Source organism: Flagellimonas sp. (genome assembly GCF_965215805.1).
Lineage (GTDB): Bacteria > Bacteroidota > Bacteroidia > Flavobacteriales > Flavobacteriaceae > Flagellimonas.
This window is the reverse complement of sequence record NZ_OZ244124.1, coordinates 2,509,950-2,528,861: the sequence shown is the minus strand read 5'-3', so window position 1 is coordinate 2,528,861 and position 18,912 is coordinate 2,509,950. Positions and strand designations below refer to the sequence as shown.

Here is an 18,912-nt window from a genome sequence, read left to right as displayed (position 1 = left end):
TTATTTTGAGGTGAAAAATTCAAGGTAGTTGGTCGATTAAACCAACGCAGTAAAAGGCTAAAGCGCATAGCAAAATTGATTTTCAGGCCCTTAAATTGGATGAAATAGTTGTAAGAATTGGATGTAAAAAAAGGTCTAATCCCTATTGACCCGATACGTAATTCCGCGATTGGTTATTACCGTAGGAATGTTTAAAACGGACATGGGTGAGAACTCAGAAGTAGAGTTACTCAAGGTAGCTGTTGCGGTAATCAAATCCCCACCAGAAGGTATCACGGTCAATGGAATCGAGAACTCAAATGCATTGGTATTATCTATATTTCCATCGGCATCCGAATAGGCTGAAACACTGCCATCCGTATCGGAACCACCACCTTCATCAGCACTACCGAGGTATGTTTGACCTTCCCCGTAGTCTATGGATAGGCCCAATTGATTATCCCCACTTGTCGCGGTTCCTTCACTAATATCGGTCAAGAAAAACTCTAAAGTTGTTCCAGGTCGTGACCAACCCTTGACCACGAGATTAGAACCTGAAAGATATGCAGATTCAATAACCGGGAAATTCAACAAATTGTTGGGTCCGCTATCTACATCTCCATTATCGTTTAGGGTAACTCCATCCCCGTCTCCCGCAGCGGCATCCAAATCAATACCTAGAGCTGCAGAGGAAGTTCCATTGGCATAAATGGAGTTTTGACTGATTAGATTACCTGTACCGCCAATTACCACTATTCCAGCACCACCATTGCTATAAATTTGATTATTAGTTAGTTGCGAGTTGTCCCCTGCGACCAACACACCCATGTTTTCCACATTTCCAGAGCAGTTACCACCATCTTGACCCGAGGCGGTAATTGCATTTTCCGTTATGATCAAAGCTCCAGAGCTTGCTGAGCCATCTATACCTGATGCTGCCGCGTTTTCTATGAGGTTTTGTTGAATGGTAATTCCAGTACCTCCGAGTATCTCAATATTGCCATCACAGGCCTGATCTCCATTGGAAGTTATATGATTGTTCTGAATCAGACTGCTTGTACCTCCATTTAGTCGTATTCCAGTATCCGTATTGGTAGCTATATAATTGCCATCTATTGTTAGACTTCCTCCCAATATCTCTATACCATAATCTATATTGCCACCGTTTGAACCTTGGGCATTGACCCCCAAAAGGTTGGATGTAATGTTCACTGTTCCACTATTTATCTGGATTCCAGCATTATTGTTCGCATATACAGCCAAGTTCCTAATAGTAGCATTGGCCTGAGCATCAAAAACATCTCCTTGATTTCTATAAACCTGAATCTCAGGTCTGGAATATGTTGGTAAGCTAATGGCTGAAGTTCCCACGGTGCTACCTCCAGAGCCTACTGTTCCTGAATTGGTATCCCCTGAATAAGCTGTTTGGGTACGACCATCTATACTAGTGTTGTCCCCAGTAATCGCGGTCAAAGGATTACCATTGCTAATGGTGATATCAAAGAAGCCACTGGAATAATTGGAATCGGCGGTTCTACCCAAGGCATCCGAGCTTGGGGGAATCATAAAAATAGAGGTGTCATCTCCAGCTGCTGGATTGAAAATGGCGTTAGCCCCAATATCCAATCCTGTTTCATCCAAATTATTGGAGTTTACAATAAATTGTTCCAAGGAACCTTGTCCATCCTCGTTGGTATTAACAATGGTGTTAAAGTTGAAGCCAAAGTCCAATCCCACAATACCACCGCTGTTAATGGTTACCGCGGAGGTGGTTTGAGCTCCTGTAAGGGTTCCGGTCCCAACATCTTCAGCAGAAGGGTCGGCACCACCAACTTCGCCTGTCACGTCCACAAAGGAACCCGAGGTATTGTAATTTCTATAGGTTTGGACTGGAATACATGAAGTACAGCCTATTCCGCCTCCTCTTGAAGATCTTACAGTAGAGTTTACAACGCGGATGGTATAGTCCCCGTCTGCCATTCCTCCAAAAGTGTAATCTCCATTACTATCTGTAGTAGTACTTTCAATATAAACATTTGATGAGTCATAGATTTCTAGGGTAGCATTGTTTACCCCTGCTCCTGAAGCGGTTGCCATGTCCCTACCTGAACCTCCAGGGTAGTTGACATCCTCAAAGACGGTTCCGTTCACCAAGTTGGACTGTACCCGAATCAAAACCGCATTAAAAAATACCGCATCCGAAGCCACAGAAACATTGGCTGTTACCTGGGAATCCCCAGGTGATATGTATGACGAGATCCCATAGGTGTCCAAATCAACACCGTAGGTAGTGGCGTCATTATACACAGGCGCCTGTGTATCATCATAAATAGTGCCGTTGTATGCGTTGTTTCCAGTTTGTCCACCATCTCCACTCAAAGTAAAGGTTGTGGTCGCTTGATTGGTAATAGAAAGTGTTTCCGAGGCGCCAGAGAGTGTATCGTCCCCTTCCCAAGACAAGAAAGTGGCTTTGGCACCTGAACCTGCAATGGCATAAAACGAATCTAATGTAAACGAATCGCTTGCATTTCTAAGTCGTTGAAAACCTTGATACAGGTTGATACTGGATGCCGGCAGCGTAGGGTCGTCATAAAAGATCATCAAAGCCCAACCTCCCAAAACACCCTGACTTCCACAACTACTTGTGGTATCAATGGTTAAATCGGCAAAGTCGTATGTGTTTGTAGAGGGGTCCGCCAAGCCTGTAACAATGGATGTAACATCGCTCAAATAACTCCAATAGGTTGCAGAATAGGCATTGTACGCCAAATCTGCCGTAATGGATTGTCCTTCAAAGGTAACATTCGCATCCATAGTAGAACTGGAATGTGCCCAGTACAAATAAGCTTTTCTAATGGTTGCCGTACCTGGGATTGGCGCAATCAAGGTACCTGAACTGGAATTGGTCACTGCACAAGGGTCCGTACCATTGTTTGCCGTTCTCAGGGTATTTCCAGTGACTACGTAATCCACATTCCCATGGAACTCCTCATATAGCACCAACGGAGCATCTGAAGAAATCTGAGAATTGATTGTACCTGTTGCAGTATCTGTAATATCTACTGTACCATCTGAGGAACTGGTAAATTGAATGGTAAATGTTTCATCCGATTCTATCACGGAATCATCCGTAATGGGAACGGTAATGATTTCTGTATCACCAACAGTACCATTAAAATTCAAGGTACCCGTGGTGCTTGTGTAATCGCTGCCAGCCAAGGCAGTTCCATCCACAGTTTGAAAGCTGACCGTAAATGCCCCTGAAGCACTTAAACCCGTATGTGTCACCGTAAATACAGCATTGCCTGCATCCTCATCAACACTGACATCCGTAATGTCCATTGTTGGGCCAGGAGTATAACAAGAAACGGTGGCTTCCCATCCATTGTTGGTCACACTAAAATCCGAGGTAAACCGAAAGGTCAAACAACCTGAGCCATCACTTGAGGTGATGGTACTAGGAGGGGTATTTCCATTGTGATACTGGCCAATTAGGGTCCCCCCTGTTGTGGTACCTTCATAAACATAAAGAAAGTCATATCCGTTCTCCACATCGAAACTAGTGAAGTTGATTCGGACAAAACTTCCTCCAGTATCCGGGCAAATGGTATACGTAATGTCTTCATTATTGGAGTATGTTGCAGATTGACCTCCTGTATCCAGGAAAGTTCCGTTACATGAGTTATCAGTTACCCCATCTGTGATAATCAGGCCGTCGTTATCTGTTATATTACCTATTGCCGTATCTGAAAAGTCCACGGAACCATCGGAAGAGGCTGTAAATTGAATGGTAAAAGTCTCGGTGCTTTCCAGAGTGCCGTCATCCGTAATGGGCACAGTAATTGTGTCCGTATCACCGGAAGTTCCATTAAAGTTAAGTGTTCCACTGGTAAAGGTGTAATCACTACCCGAAGTTGCTGTACCATTTACGGTTTGAAAATTAACGGTAAATGCCCCTGATGCGTTGGCGCCTGTATGTGTTACGGTAAAAACCGCATTGCCCGCGCCTTCATCAAAAGTTATGTCGTTGACCGTGACCGTGGGGTTAAAGGTTGCTGTAAATAGCACGTTGTCTATGTAAATGGTCTCACTACCTCCCCAATTGGAATCTCCACCTACAAACCGAATGGATGAATTGGCCGATATCTGATCGGCCGTTAAATTATGGGAAACCGAACCTGTATTGGTGCTATTTATTGTTGCCACCGTCTGGTAGGACGAGGTATTGTCGTTCCAAAGTTGTACCAAAAGGGACTCGTTGCCCCTGGAGGTTGCATCATAATCCAAATCCAAGGTTGCACTGGATGCTCCTGAAAGATCCAAATCCCTGAAAATGGTCCTACTGTCTATATTATTGAATTCCAGCTCATTCCCAACAATTTCTATACGCCCCGAACTTGGACTGTCATCATCATTGGTTTCGTCCCAACTGGTCGCAAAATTCTGGGTACCGTCGTTATTGGAATATGAGGTGGAACTAAAATTATCGCGATAGGTATCCTGCCCCATCATGGAGAAACAGGCAAAAACAAATAGCACATTGCATAGTGCAATTGTTCTTTTTAGAGGTTTTATTTTGGTAAGCATATAGTTAGTGGAATATACTTTTTCCAAATGTAACCGTAGTTCCATGCGCCTCTAAATAATTGTTGTGAAAGGGCTTATCGATAAAGTGAACAGGTATAAATGTGGGGTGAGGAATAACCGATTTGAGCTATAAACACAAAAAAAGGAACCTGAATTTGAGGTTCCTTTTTATATAATACGTAAAAATATTACGCTATTCGAATATGATAAATTCCGATCTTCGGTTCAACTGATGCTCGTCGCTTGAACAGCGAACCCCATTGCTACAGTTGTTTACCAATCGTTTTTCTCCAAAGCCCTCTCCCTGTAGTCTTTCTGCGGCTATTCCTTTGGAAATCATATAATTTACGGTGGATTCCGCCCTCTTCTGGGACAGCCATAGGTTATAGGCATCATTACCCCTACTATCCGTATGGGAATTTACCTTGATTTTCAAGCTGGGATATTTCTCCATGGCCACGATGACTTTTTGAATCTCAATTTCGGCATCTGGACGAATATTGTACTTGTTCAAATCAAAGTAAATGGTACTCAGCTGCAGTAATTTGGCCAAATCATCACCGAATCCTCCCGTGACCACATCACGTTCCAGATAAAAGTCCACAATTCTTGGTTTGCCGTAGGACTTGTTGAGGTATTCCTCGGCCGGAACATATCCATCCCTTGAAGCCCGTACAAAATTACCTTTGGAACAATCCAAGCTTAGCACATAGTTGCCTTGTGAATCTGTCAAGGTAGATGATACCTCCTTGTTTTCCTCGTCTATGATCATAACCGTTGCTCCTGCCAAAACCTCATTGGAAATCCTATCCCTTACCGTTCCTGTCACTTCTTGGATACAATCCAAGACCAAGGGTTCGTTCTCTGTAAATTCGTAAATATCGTCTTCACCCATACCGCCTTCCCGATTGGATGAGAAGTAGCCAATCTTGGTCTCATTATCCAGGATAAAGGCAAAATCATCTTGATTCCCATTTACTGGTTTTCCCACATTTACCACAGGTTCGTTGAAGTTTCCAAAAGTGATTTTGGTCGCAAAAACGTCCAAACCTCCCAAGCCAGGGTGCCCATCCGAAGAAAAATATAATATCCCTTCCTGGGTTATATAAGGAAAGGTTTCCCGAGCCCTGGTGTTAATGTTTTTGCCAAGATTGATGATAGGCCCATAGGTTCCATCGCCAATGATTTCCGTATAAAATATATCGGACTCTCCCACGGAACCTGGCATATCAGAAACAAAGTAAAGTTTCTTCCCATCCGGACTCAGGACTGGGTGGGCCACGGAATACGAATCGCTGTTGAAGGGCAATTCAAGGATGTTGGTCCATTCGCCATCCACCAATTCTGCACTATAAATTTTAAGCCTGATGATACCCTGCTCATCCTTGTATTTTTTGCCATCCAAGAAGTTGTTCCGTGTAAAATACATGATTGTCCCATCTTTGGAAACCACAGAAGTGGATTCGTGGAGTCTGGTGTTTACATCTCCAGGAACCTTGACCACACGATCATTGGAAACACTATCTGCATTGACCTTGTATAAATCCAAGAAATCCTTGGAGTTCCACGTATGTCTGTACCTTGCCAAATTTCCAGTATCCCTATCGGAAGAAAATATCAGTCCCTTTTCGTAGAATGCAGCTGCAAAGTCAGAGTACTTGCTGTTATAGGCAAAGGGTTTTACACTGAACCTGCCCGAATTCTTCTCAATCTTGGCCAAGTAGTCCTCATCTGAAGGGAAGTCTCCTTGGGCGGTCATTTGCTTGAACTTGGACATCATGTCAGATGCCGCATCGTATTCCCCAAGGGTTTTTAAACTTTGCGCATACCTGAAGAAATAATCTGGTTCTGTTTCATCAGGATAGGCCTCGGCCAACCTTTTGTAAACATTTGCCGCTTCTTCGTATTTGGCATTAAAGTAATAGGCATTTCCCAAGCGTTTCAACAAATCTTGGGATACATATCCTTTATCCAATACCTTTTTATAAATATCAATAGCCGGACTAAAGGAATATTCGTTATAGCGTTCGTCCGCCTTGGCCTGGGCTTTGGCTCCCTGTTTTTCATTCACCTTTACCTCCTCCTGAGACCAAAATGGGCTAGAATATCCTAGAAAAACAATTACAAGGATTAGTATTCTTTTTTGCATAGTTCAGGTATTAAAAGAATCTAGGTGAAACCGTTCTTTGGAATGCCTTCAACAATTCCAGTCGTAAAAACACTTCAAAAGACCCATCATTGAATTGGGTTCCTCCCAGTTCCGTGGTCTCCCGATCATACGCCAGACCGAGCATTATCTGATCCGTGATTTGAAACCCGGCTAAAGCACTAACAGCCGCATCCAATCTATAGGCCCCGCCAAAATAGAATTTATCCGCATACAGGAAATTGGCCGATATATCCACTTGCAAAGGAGCTCCTCCCACAGCTTTGGTCAACAAAGCGGGTTTGAACTGCAAATCTGCATTCAAATCGAAAACATAACCTGTAATCATATAGAAATTGATACGTTCCGTGGACAAGAAGTTTACGGAATTGGCATCGTTCGCATTGTTATCAAAATACTCCGTCTCCAAGATATTGGGAGCGGACACACCAAAATAAAACTTGTCCGTATGGTAGTAAATACCCAATCCAAAATTTGGGTTGAACTGGTTATCTATATTGTCCTGTTGCACCACCTCTTGATCAAAGTTCCGTAACCCGTTAAAATCCAAACTCAACATATTCCCCCCAGCCTTTAGTCCGAAGGAAAGCTTGGCATCCAAGGCAACATCTATGGTGTATGACAGCACAGCATCAAAATAGGTCTCTTGAACCACCCCATCCCCAATATTATCATTGACTATGGATACCCCATACCCCAATCTACTATTTCTTATGGGGGAATGAAGGTTGAGACTAAAAGTCTCAGGTGCGCCATCAAGGCCTATCCACTGGGAACGATACAAACCGGCAAAGCTCAATTGTCCCCGGGAACCCGCATAAGCCGGGTTCACAGTCAGCGTATTGAACATATACTGGGTATACTGGGCATCTTGTTGGGCAACAAGACTCTGAATTGTGATTCCAATAAGTAAAAACGGAATTAAAAAGTGCTTTTTAATCATTCTGTTTCAATATGTTACCTACTTATATAAATGTATTCGGAGTCGGTAAAACTTCCTTCTTCCGTTTCATAGTCAAAGATATAAAAATATACCCCTGCCGGAAGATAATCGTTCACGCTTAGGGTTGACCTACCGCGTGATCTGCCGTCAAATACATTATTGATGTTGTCGTAATCTTTTCCTTCGTAAACCGCCACACCCCATCTGTTAAAGATGCGAAGTGTACTGGTCTTAATATTTCTTACTCCTCTAATAAACAGGAAGTCATTTTTTAAATCCCCATTGGGCGTCAGCATTTGGTTCACCTCAATATTTTCCACGGATACTGTCACCACCGCTGTGTCACAATTGTCAGGGTCGTCCGCTTCACAAATTTGATATTCAATGGTATAGATGCCATCAGGCGTATTTGGAGCAACGGTAACACTTCCGTCCGGATTTATGGTCAAATCACCAGTCGAAGTCGAGGTGAGAATCACATTGATTATCGTTGCAGATTCGCCATTTACGGTATCGTTGCCAAGAACATCACTGCCAGCAATCAACCCACCAGCACTTGTTGAACCATATGCATCATCAGTGGCCACAATCTCATTTGCCATTCCTGGGTCTACCTCTATGGTCACGGTGCCCGAATCGCAGTTTTCCACATCCGCTATTTCACAAATGGTGTATTCGATGGTATAGGTTCCTTCTTCTGTTCCTGGAGTTACAAGAATACTTCCATCCTCAAGAATGGTTAGTTCTTGAGTAGGAGTTGAACTTAGAATAACATTCTCCAAAGTTACAGGCATCCCATCCAGGGTATCATTGTCAAGTACGTTACTGTTCGGAATCTCACCTCCGGAAGTATCAGCACCATAAGAATCATCCATTGCGATAATTTCGTTGCCCATACTTGTCCCTACCACTACTGTTACGGTTCCTGTATCACAGTTATCCATATTAGCTAGCTCACAAATGGTATATTCAATGATGTAGGTACCGTCAGGTGTTCCTGGCTCTACCCTGATGGTTCCATCCTCCAAAATGGTCAATACATCTGTTGGTGTGGAAATCAAAATGACATCCTCCAAGGTTACAGGTTCTCCGTCCAAGGTATCGTTGGCAAGCACATCGCTATTGGGAATCTCACCTTCATCTCCATTCGTAACAAATGAGTCATCTACTGCATCAATGGTCTTAGGAGTATCAGGATCCAGATAATCGGGGGTACCGTCATCGTCCGTATCGTCATTGGTGGGATCGTCGTCACCGTTCACGTCCTCGTCAGGAGTGTCGATTCCGTCCCCGTCGTCGTCCAGGTCGCGGTAGTTCACGTCATCCGTCCCATCTGTGTCCGGCAGGTCGTTGGCCGGGTCGTCGATCTCGTCGTTCACGTCATAACCATCATTGACATCAGACCCCTCGTAACCGTCGTCCAGTCCGTCGTTGTCCGTGTCCGTGCCCGTGTAGGCCTGATCGGGAACACCGTCAAAGTTGAAGTCGTTCCCCTCGTTGTTGTCCGGTACCAGGTCGTTGTCCGTGTCGTCGTCCAGATAGTCCGGAATTTCGTCGTCATCCGTGTTCTCAGGGGTAAGCCCGCCCAAATAGGCAGAGTTCACACCTTGGTTCGCCTCATAGGTCGCCTCGTCGTCGTCGTTCGGTGGGATATAGGTGGCCGTGGGCTGTGCCTCGACATTGTCAGGGATACCGTCATCGTCACTGTCGATGTCCAGGTGGTCGGGCCTTCCGTCACCATCGCTGTCCAATGGGTTGGTCAGCGGATCGTCGTCGCCATCTATGTTGTGGTCCTCCGTGGTATCGAGGATACCGTCATTATCGTCATCAAGATCAACAAGGTCCGGTACGCCATCATCATCGGTGTCGTCCCCAGGTCCGTCCGGATCCAGGTAATCGGGGGTACCGTCATCGTCCGTATCGTCATTGGTGGGATCGTCGTCACCGTCCGCGTCCTCATCAGGGGTGTCGATTCCGTCCCCGTCGTCGTCCAGGTCGCGGTAGTTCACGTCATCCGTCCCATCCGTGTCGGGCAGGTCGTTGGCGGGATCGTCAATCTCGTCGTTCACGTCATAACCATCGTTCACATCCGAGCCCTCGTAACCGTCGTCCAGTCCGTCGTTGTCCGTGTCCGTTCCCGTGTAGGCCTGATCGGGAACTCCGTCAAAGTTGAAGTCGTTCCCCTCGTTGTTGTCCGGTACCAGGTCATTGTCCGTATCATCGTCCAGATAGTCCGGAATTTCGTCGTCATCCGTGTTCTCTGGCGTAAGCCCGCCCAAATAGGCAGAGTTCACACCTTGGTTCGCCTCATAGGTCGCCTCATCGTCATCGTTAGGCGGGATATAGGTGGCCGTGGGCTGTGCCTCAACATTGTCCGGGATTCCGTCATCGTCACTGTCAATGTCCAGGTGGTCCGGCCTTCCGTCCCCATCGCTGTCCAAGGGGTTGGTCAGCGGGTCGTCGTCGCCATCTATGTTGTGGTCCTCCGTGGTATCGAGGATACCGTCATTATCGTCATCAAGGTCAACAAGATCCGGTACGCCGTCATCATCGGTGTCGTCCCCAGGTCCGTCCGGATCCAGGTAATCGGGGGTACCGTCATCGTCCGTATCGTCATTGGTGGGGTCATCGTCACCGTCCGGGTCCTCATCAGGAGTGTCGATCCCGTCCCCGTCGTCGTCCAGGTCACGATAGTTCACATCATCCGTCCCATCCGTGTCGGGCAGGTCGTTGGCAGGGTCGTCAATCTCGTCGTTCACGTCATAACCATCGTTCACATCCGAGCCCTCGTAACCGTCGTCCAGTCCGTCGTTGTCCGTGTCCGTGCCCGTATAGGCCTGATCGGGAACACCGTCAAAGTTGAAGTCGTTCCCCTCGTTGTTGTCCGGTACAAGATCGTTGTCCGTATCATCGTCCAGATAGTCAAGATTGTCAACGCCATCTGTATTTACAGGGTCAATTCCCTCATCACCACTTCCTTCATAGGCGTTGTCCAACCCGTCATAATCATCATCTTGCCCAGTTGGTGGAATGTATCCTGCTGTGGTCTGACCTTCGACATTATCTGGAATTCCATCATCATCTGAATCTATATCCCTAAAGTCTTTGACACGGTCATCATCTGAATCAATTGGCTGAAGTCCCAAACAACCACAAGCACTAAGTCCATAGGCATCATCCAAGCCATTTCCGTCCATATCTTTTCCTGAGGGCGGAATATATTCGGAGGTTTTTTGCGCTTCTATATTGTCCAGGATACCGTCATTGTCGGAATCAATATCCTTGAAATCCCATATATGGTCGCCATCGGTATCAACTGGAATCAATCCGCCACAGCTACCTGGAGTTTCTTCGTAGGCATCGTCCAATCCATTTCCATCTACATCTTCCCCAGAAGGGGCCACATACCCTGGCAAAGGTTGTGCCTCAATGTTATCAATGATACCATCATCATCAGAATCCAAATCCAAATAGTCGGGTACCCCATCTCCATCGGTATCGGTAGGATTGGTCCAGTACTTATCGTCCCCGTCCTCATTTTTGTCTTCAACCGAATTAATTATACCGTCGTTGTCATTATCTATATCCTTGTTGTCAGGAACTCCGTCTCCGTCTGTGTCCGTGTAGAACGAGATTGGTGCCTCCATTGTTGAAGCGTGAGCAGCATTTTGAAAGCTCAAACAAAATGCGACGAATGCCAGTGAAAAAAGACTATATGAAACCTTTTTCTTAAGATTTAAGAAAGTAATTTTTTCCATAATGATAGTTTTGGTCAACGTATCACCATGGCATTAGTGTTCTCGAACTAGTAAGAAAATGGGGCTTTTCTTTACTATTTTTGACTATTGGGTTCTCGCTTCCCAACAACCAACTTTTGCGCACATAGTTAATGCATTTGATGTGCAAGACCTATTTTTATCGACAAAAGGCAAATTCCTCATCATTACCTACCACTTATATTTATACGAACAGATTCTGTGAACGGATTATTGATAGGTAAAAATCTAGTTTTTTTTGCGACGGAAAATTACTTTACTTTTTTCTATCAAATGGCATTTTTAAACAATTTTTGTCTTCTTTCTTTTAACAAATGTCTAAGTGGCTCCAAATAGAATTTATAAGCCATAAAACCCCTATTTTTGCCGAAATTTTTGTAGATGGATTTTGAAAAGGAAATAGCCAGACGAAGGACTTTTGGAATTATCTCCCACCCTGATGCGGGTAAAACAACCTTGACCGAGAAATTATTGCTGTTCGGTGGGGCCATTCAGGAAGCCGGAGCGGTTAAAAACAACAAAATCAAAAAGTCGGCCACCAGTGATTTTATGGAGATTGAGCGTCAAAGGGGAATTTCCGTGGCCACATCTGTATTGGCCTTTATCTACAAGGACAAAAAAATCAATATTCTGGATACTCCTGGGCACAAGGATTTTGCCGAGGACACTTTTAGAACCTTAACGGCTGTGGACAGTGTCATTGTGGTAATTGATGTTGCCAAAGGGGTCGAGGAGCAAACGGAAAAATTGGTGGAAGTATGCCGCATGCGGAACATTCCCATGATCGTTTTCATCAACAAATTGGATCGTGAGGGTAAAGATGCGTTTGACCTTTTGGATGAAGTAGAACAAAAACTGGGACTTTCCGTTACCCCATTGAGTTTTCCGATTGGAATGGGCTACGATTTTAAGGGAATCTATAACATATACGAGAAAAATATCAACCTGTTCAGTGGCAACAGCAAACAGAATATTGAAGAAACCATAGCGTTTACCGATATGGAAAGCCCTGAATTGGAAAAAATCATTGGAGAAAGCGCCGCTGAGGAACTAAGGGATAACCTAGAACTTGTATCGGGAGTTTATCCTGAGTTTGATATGAAGGCTTATCTGGAAGGCACTCAACAGCCTGTTTTCTTTGGTTCTGCACTAAACAACTTTGGAGTTAGGGAATTGCTGGATTGCTTTGTGGACATTGCACCTCCGCCAAGAGCTAAAATGGCCGAAGAGCGTCTTGTGGAATCGGATGAAAAAGACTTTTCAGGATTCGTTTTTAAAATCCATGCCAATATGGATCCCAAGCACCGGGATAGACTGGCCTTTATCAAAATTGTATCGGGTACCTTTGAACGCAACAAACCTTACCTCCATGTACGACAAGATAAAAAGCTGAAATTCTCAAGCCCAAACGCTTTTTTTGCTGAGAAAAAGGAAATCGTAGATATCTCTTATCCAGGGGATATTGTGGGTTTGCATGATACTGGAAATTTCAAGATTGGAGATACCTTGACCAATGGGGAAAAATTAAACTACAAGGGCATTCCGAGTTTTTCACCCGAGCATTTTAGGTATATCAACAATGCTGACCCCATGAAAGCCAAACAATTGTATAAGGGGATAGACCAACTGATGGATGAAGGTGTTGCGCAATTGTTCACGCTGGAAATGAATGGTAGAAAAGTCATTGGTACAGTAGGCGCGCTTCAATACGAGGTAATCCAATACCGCTTGGAGCATGAATATGGGGCCAAATGTACCTATGAAAACTTTCCAGTTCACAAAGCCTGCTGGGTGGAGGCGGAAGACCCAAATAACGAGGAATTCAAGGAATTTAAACGGGTAAAACAGAAATTTCTGGCTACGGATAAAAGAGAGCAGCTCGTTTTTCTTGCAGACTCCGCTTTTTCGCTTCAAATGACCCAACAGAAGTATCCATCGGTTAAGCTACGCTTTACTTCGGAGGTGACGGAATAGGAACACTCTACACATACATTACGCATAATCAGGAAGTTGCAAAGATTCAATTCATGGAATTTTTGTACTTTATTGGCTGTAACCAATAAAAACTTTTCTTATGTCTGATTCAAACAAACCACCAGTATGGTTCTGGGTGGGAAGTGTTCTTCTTGTATTATGGAACCTTTCCGGTGTTTATAGTTATTTAAGTACCAAGTTTAACCAGGTTGAAATGTTGGAAGCCATGACCCAGGCACAACGGGAATTATTTGAAGCCTTTCCTGCTTGGGCGACAGCTGCTTTTGCCATTGCAGTATTTGGCGGAACAATTGCTGCTATTGGACTTTTGTTGAGAAAAAAATGGGCAAAACCCTTATTTGTAGTTTCCTTGGTAGCCGCCGTGGCCCAATTTATCAATTGGTTGTTTATCCAAAATGCCCCAGAAGCATTTGGTTCCGAAGCCTACACAATGCCCATAATTGTGGTAGTCATTGGGATTTTGCAGATTTGGTTTTCCAAAAAAGGCATACAAAAAGGATGGCTTAGCTAAGAAGGTCCGCATTAAAAAATATAAAACCCTGACTTTTAGGTCAGGGTTTTGTTTTATGCTTCGCCGGTAGGCCCAAAATTGAGCGGAATGGGAGGTTGCTCGTAGTCCTTGATGGTTCCATGGGCTTTTTCAAATCTTGCCACATTGTCATTTAAGGCCTTAAGGAACTTTTTGGCATGTTGTGGAGTCAATACAATTCTGCTCTTCACCTTTGCCTTGGGCGCTCCAGGCATCATGCTAATAAAGTCCACTACAAATTCTGAAACTGAATGATTAATAATGGCTAGATTGGAATAGATTCCTTCTGCCGTTTTTTCGTCCAGTTCTATATTGATTTGCTTTTGGGTTTTATCGTTTTCAGCCATTATGATTTATTTGATTAAGTTTCGTTAGAAATTGAATTCTATCACTCAAAAATAATCTGTTCATTTTGTCTTGAAACAAAACGAACCAAAAATTCAAGAGGATTTCAAGGAAATTTTTGCGATTTCATCTCAAAATCGCTGACAAACCTAATCGTTACATGCTCTTTTTTGCTTCGCAAAACGCACTTTCACTCGATTTGCAGCTATTTCAGCGAAATCCCAATCTCAGTTTGAAGTCAATTCCTAAAAAAAGAAAACCCTGACAATTGCCAGGGTTTTGTTTATTAGAATTTGAATTCCTCTTTTCGGGCCATGATTTCATCGTATTCTTCTTTGGAGCCTACAATGATACTGTCATAATCCCTCATACCGGTACCGGCTGGAATTTTGTGTCCTACAATTACATTTTCCTTCAAACCTTCCAAGGTATCCACTTTACCGCTTACCGCAGCTTCGTTCAATACTTTGGTAGTTTCCTGGAAGGAAGCTGCAGAGATAAAGGACTTGGTCTGTAATGAAGCACGCGTAATACCCTGTAGGATTGGAGTTGCCGTAGCTGCTACAGCATCTCTCGCACTTACCAAGGTCTTATCCGCTCTTCGCAATACAGAGTTTTCATCTCTCAAGGCACGGGCAGAAATAATCTGTCCAGCTTTCAAGTTTTCAGAATCCCCTGCATCTTCAACAACTTTCTGACCGAAAATCTCATCATTTTCACGGATGAAGTCGTCCTTGTGAACCAATTGGTTCTCCAAGAAAGTAGTATCCCCAGAATCCTCAATTCGTACTTTACGCATCATCTGACGAACAACAACCTCGAAGTGCTTGTCGTTGATCTTAACCCCTTGCAGACGGTATACTTCCTGAACTTCGTTCACCAAGTATTGTTGTACCGCAGAAGGCCCTTTGATCGCCAAGATATCCTCTGGAGTAATAGATCCATCAGACAATGGCATTCCTGCACGAACGTAATCGTTCTCCTGAACCAAGATTTGGTTGGATAGTTTTACCAAGTACTTCTTAATTTCGCCAGACTTCGCTTCGATAATGATCTCACGGTTACCTCGCTTGATCTTACCGAAGGAAACCACACCATCAATCTCGGAAACCACGGCAGGATTGGAAGGGTTACGTGCTTCAAAAAGCTCGGTCACCCTTGGAAGACCACCTGTAATATCCCCTGCTTTAGCGGACTTACGTGGAATCTTCACCAAAATCTTACCTTCCTTGATCTTCTCACCGTCGTCCACCATCAAGTGGGAACCAACGGGTAAGTTATAAGAACGCAAGGTCTCTCCTTTGCCATCCTTGATCAACAAGGTTGGAATCAATTTCTTGTTTCTGGATTCGGAAATTACCTTCTCTTGGAAACCAGTTTGTTCATCGATTTCAACTTGATAGGTAACTCCTTGCTCTATGTTTTCGTAGGCAATTTTCCCAGTGAATTCGGAAACAATCACACCATTATAGGGATCCCATTGACAAACAACGGTTCCTGGTTTGATTTTGGCCCCGTTCTTCACAAATAATTGAGATCCATAAGGAATGTTATTGGTACTCAAAGTAATACCGGTATTGGCATCCACCACTTTGATTTCAGAAGTTCTGGAGATTACAATATTGGCTTTTTCGCCTTCGCTGTTTTCTCCAACAACGGTTCTCAAATCCTCAATTTCGGCAATACCTTCAAACTTGGCTTCCAATTTGTTGTCCTCGGAAATGTTACCTGCAATACCACCCACGTGGAACGTACGAAGTGTAAGCTGTGTACCAGGCTCACCAATGGATTGTGCTGCCACAACACCTACGGCCTCACCACGCTGAACCATTTTATTGGTTGCAAGGTTTCTACCGTAACACTTGGCACAAATTCCTTTTGGAGCCTCACAAGTCAACGCAGAACGTACCTCAATCTTCTCAATTGGCGCAGCATTGATTTTCTTCACATCGGCTTCAGAAATTTCCTGACCAGCGGTCAATAGCAATTCCTCCGTTAATGGATTGTATACATCATGTAGTGAAACCCTACCCAGGATTCTTTCACCCAAGGTCTCCACTACTTCTTCGTTCTTTTTCAAGGCTTCAACCTCAATTCCCCGAAGCGTACCGCAATCCTCGATATTGATGATCACATCTTGGGAAACATCCACCAAACGACGTGTCAAATATCCAGCATCCGCAGTTTTCAAAGCGGTATCCGCTAGACCTTTACGCGCACCGTGGGTAGAGATAAAGTATTCCAAGATGGAAAGTCCTTCCTTAAAGTTGGAAAGAATCGGGTTTTCAATAATCTCACCACCACCTGCGGTAGATTTTTTAGGCTTAGCCATCAAACCACGCATACCAGTCAACTGGCGAATCTGCTCCTTGGAACCCCTTGCACCTGAATCCAACATCATATACACAGAGTTGAATCCTTGTTGATCTTCACGAATTCGCTTCATGGCCAATTCCGTCAACATGGCGTTGGTAGAAGTCCACACATCAATTACCTGGTTGTAACGTTCGTTGTTGGTAATCAGACCCATGTTATAGTTCATCATAATACCATCAACCTGATCGTTGGCATCGTTGATCATATCATGCTTCTCTGGCGGAATGATAATATCACCCAAACTGAAGGACAAACCTCCTTTAAAGGCGAAATCATATCCCATGGCCTTGATTTTATCCAAGAACTCCGCCGTAGCTGGAACATCGGTCACTGCAAGAATGTCTCCAATGATATTTCTAAGGGACTTCTTGTTCAAAACGGTGTTGATATAACCCGCTTGTTCAGGCACAACGCTGTTGAACAAAACACGTCCAACAGTGGTTGGAATGATTTGGTTTACCAGCTCTCCCTCTTCATTAAAATCTTTGGCCCTAACCTTGATTCCAGCATTCAAATCCACCATTCCTTCGTTAAAGGCAATCTCTACTTCTTCAGCAGAGTAGAAAGTCAAGCCTTCTCCTTTAATTGGAACTTCCTTGGTAGATTTACGCTCCTTGGTCATATAGTACAGACCCAATACCATATCCTGCGAAGGAACGGTAATTGGGGAACCGTTGGCTGGGTTCAAAATGTTTTGGGAGGCCAACATCAATAGTTGCGCTTCCAAAATGGCCTCTGGGCCCAAGGGTAAGTGAACTGCCATTTGATCCCCATCAAAATCCGCATTAAATGCGGTACATGCCAATGGGTGCAAACGGATTGCCTTACCTTCAATCAACTTGGGCTGGAACGCTTGAATCCCCAATCTGTGCAATGTGGGGGCCCGGTTCAATAGTACCGGATGTCCTTTAAGGACATTCTCCAAGATATCCCAAACCACAGGCTCTTTCTTGTCTATGATTTTCTTGGCCGATTTTACCGTTTTTACAATCCCTCTTTCAATCAGTTTTCTGATGACAAAAGGCTTGTACAGCTCGGCAGCCATATCTTTTGGTAGACCACATTCGTACAACTTCATTTCCGGCCCAACAACGATTACGGAACGAGCGGAGTAATCCACACGTTTACCCAAAAGGTTCTGACGGAAACGACCTTGCTTACCTTTCAAGGAATCAGAAAGGGATTTCAATGGTCTGTTTGATTCTGTTTTTACAGCAGAAGCTTTTCTTGTGTTATCAAACAAGGAATCTACAGCTTCCTGTAGCATACGCTTCTCGTTTCTCAAAATCACCTCGGGGGCCTTGATCTCCATCAATCGCTTAAGACGATTGTTACGGATAATTACCCTACGATATAGATCGTTCAAATCGGAAGTTGCGAAACGACCACCATCCAACGGCACCAACGGACGTAATTCTGGTGGAATTACGGGAACCACTTTCATGATCATCCATTCTGGGTTGTTTTCCCTGTTGTTTTGGGACTCACGCAAAGCTTCAACAACCTGAAGTCTCTTCAGTGCCTCTGTTTTACGTTGCTTGGAGGTTTCTGTGTTCGCTTTGTGTCTCAATTGATAGGAAAGCTCTTCCAAATCGATTCTGGACAACAAATCAATCAAACATTCAGCACCCATTTTAGCCACGAACTTGTTAGGGTCCGTATCTTCCAAATACTGGTTTTCTGCTGGAATGGATTCCAAAATGTTCAGGTATTCCTCCTCGGTCAAGAAATCCATTTTATTGATTTCCTCACCTTCCGGTCCTTTGGCAATACCAGGCTGAATCACCACATACCTTTCGTAATAGATGATCATATCCAATTTCTTGGACGGTAATCCCAATAGGTATCCAATTTTATTTGGAAGGGAACGGAAATACCAGATATGCGCTACAGGAACCACCAAGTTGATGTGCCCCACACGATCTCTACGTACTTTTTTCTCCGTTACTTCCACACCACAACGGTCACAAACAATTCCGCGATAACGGATACGCTTGTATTTACCGCAGGCACATTCGTAATCCTTTACCGGGCCGAATATACGCTCACAGAACAGTCCATCCCTCTCAGGCTTGTGCGTTCTGTAGTTAATGGTTTCTGGCTTTAAAACTTCACCACGGGACTCTGCCAAAATGGACTCTGGAGAGGCCAATCCGATGGAAATTTTATCAAACCTTTTTGGTGCGTTATTATCTTTTATTCTAGCCATAATACT

The 18,912-nt window shown here is 44.2% G+C and carries 8 protein-coding genes; 2 read left to right on the top strand and 6 right to left on the bottom strand.

The genetic code is table 11. The features are described from left to right. Positions 1-135 precede the first annotated feature (135 nt). From ACOOE0_RS11170 to ACOOE0_RS11155, 4 genes are all read right to left on the bottom strand, one after another. Positions 136-4,611: a beta strand repeat-containing protein gene (locus ACOOE0_RS11170; protein WP_420398997.1), complete on the bottom strand. Its 4,476-nt coding sequence runs from the start codon at positions 4,609-4,611 to the stop codon at positions 136-138. A gap of 148 nt (positions 4,612-4,759) precedes the next feature. Then, entirely contained in the window at positions 4,760-6,715 is a 1,956-nt protein-coding gene (locus ACOOE0_RS11165) for an OmpA family protein (protein ID WP_420398996.1), read from the bottom strand. Between the two features lie 10 nt (positions 6,716-6,725). Beyond that, positions 6,726-7,676 carry a type IX secretion system membrane protein PorP/SprF gene (locus ACOOE0_RS11160; RefSeq protein WP_420398995.1) on the bottom strand — a complete coding sequence of 317 codons (951 nt, stop codon included), beginning with the start codon at positions 7,674-7,676 and terminating at the stop codon, positions 6,726-6,728. A 14-nt stretch (positions 7,677-7,690) separates the two neighbouring features. Then, a complete protein-coding gene (locus tag ACOOE0_RS11155; protein ID WP_420398994.1) occupies positions 7,691-11,434 on the bottom strand; it encodes a gliding motility-associated C-terminal domain-containing protein in 3,744 nt (1,247 codons plus the stop codon). 399 nt (positions 11,435-11,833) lie between these two features. On the opposite strand from ACOOE0_RS11155, the gene ACOOE0_RS11150 reads away from it, so the two are divergent. Next, a complete protein-coding gene (locus ACOOE0_RS11150) occupies positions 11,834-13,426 on the top strand; it encodes a peptide chain release factor 3 (protein ID WP_420398993.1) in 1,593 nt (530 codons plus the stop codon). A gap of 100 nt (positions 13,427-13,526) precedes the next feature. Further along, positions 13,527-13,958: a hypothetical protein gene (locus ACOOE0_RS11145; protein WP_420398992.1), complete on the top strand. Its 432-nt coding sequence runs from the start codon at positions 13,527-13,529 to the stop codon at positions 13,956-13,958. A gap of 53 nt (positions 13,959-14,011) precedes the next feature. On the opposite strand, the gene ACOOE0_RS11140 is transcribed toward ACOOE0_RS11145, so the two are convergent. Continuing rightward, entirely contained in the window at positions 14,012-14,323 is a 312-nt protein-coding gene (locus ACOOE0_RS11140; protein WP_420398991.1) for a DUF3467 domain-containing protein, read from the bottom strand. A gap of 284 nt (positions 14,324-14,607) precedes the next feature. Beyond that, positions 14,608-18,906 (bottom strand): DNA-directed RNA polymerase subunit beta', encoded by a 4,299-nt coding sequence (gene rpoC / locus ACOOE0_RS11135; protein ID WP_420398990.1) that lies wholly within the window; start codon positions 18,904-18,906, stop codon positions 14,608-14,610. Positions 18,907-18,912 lie beyond the last annotated feature (6 nt).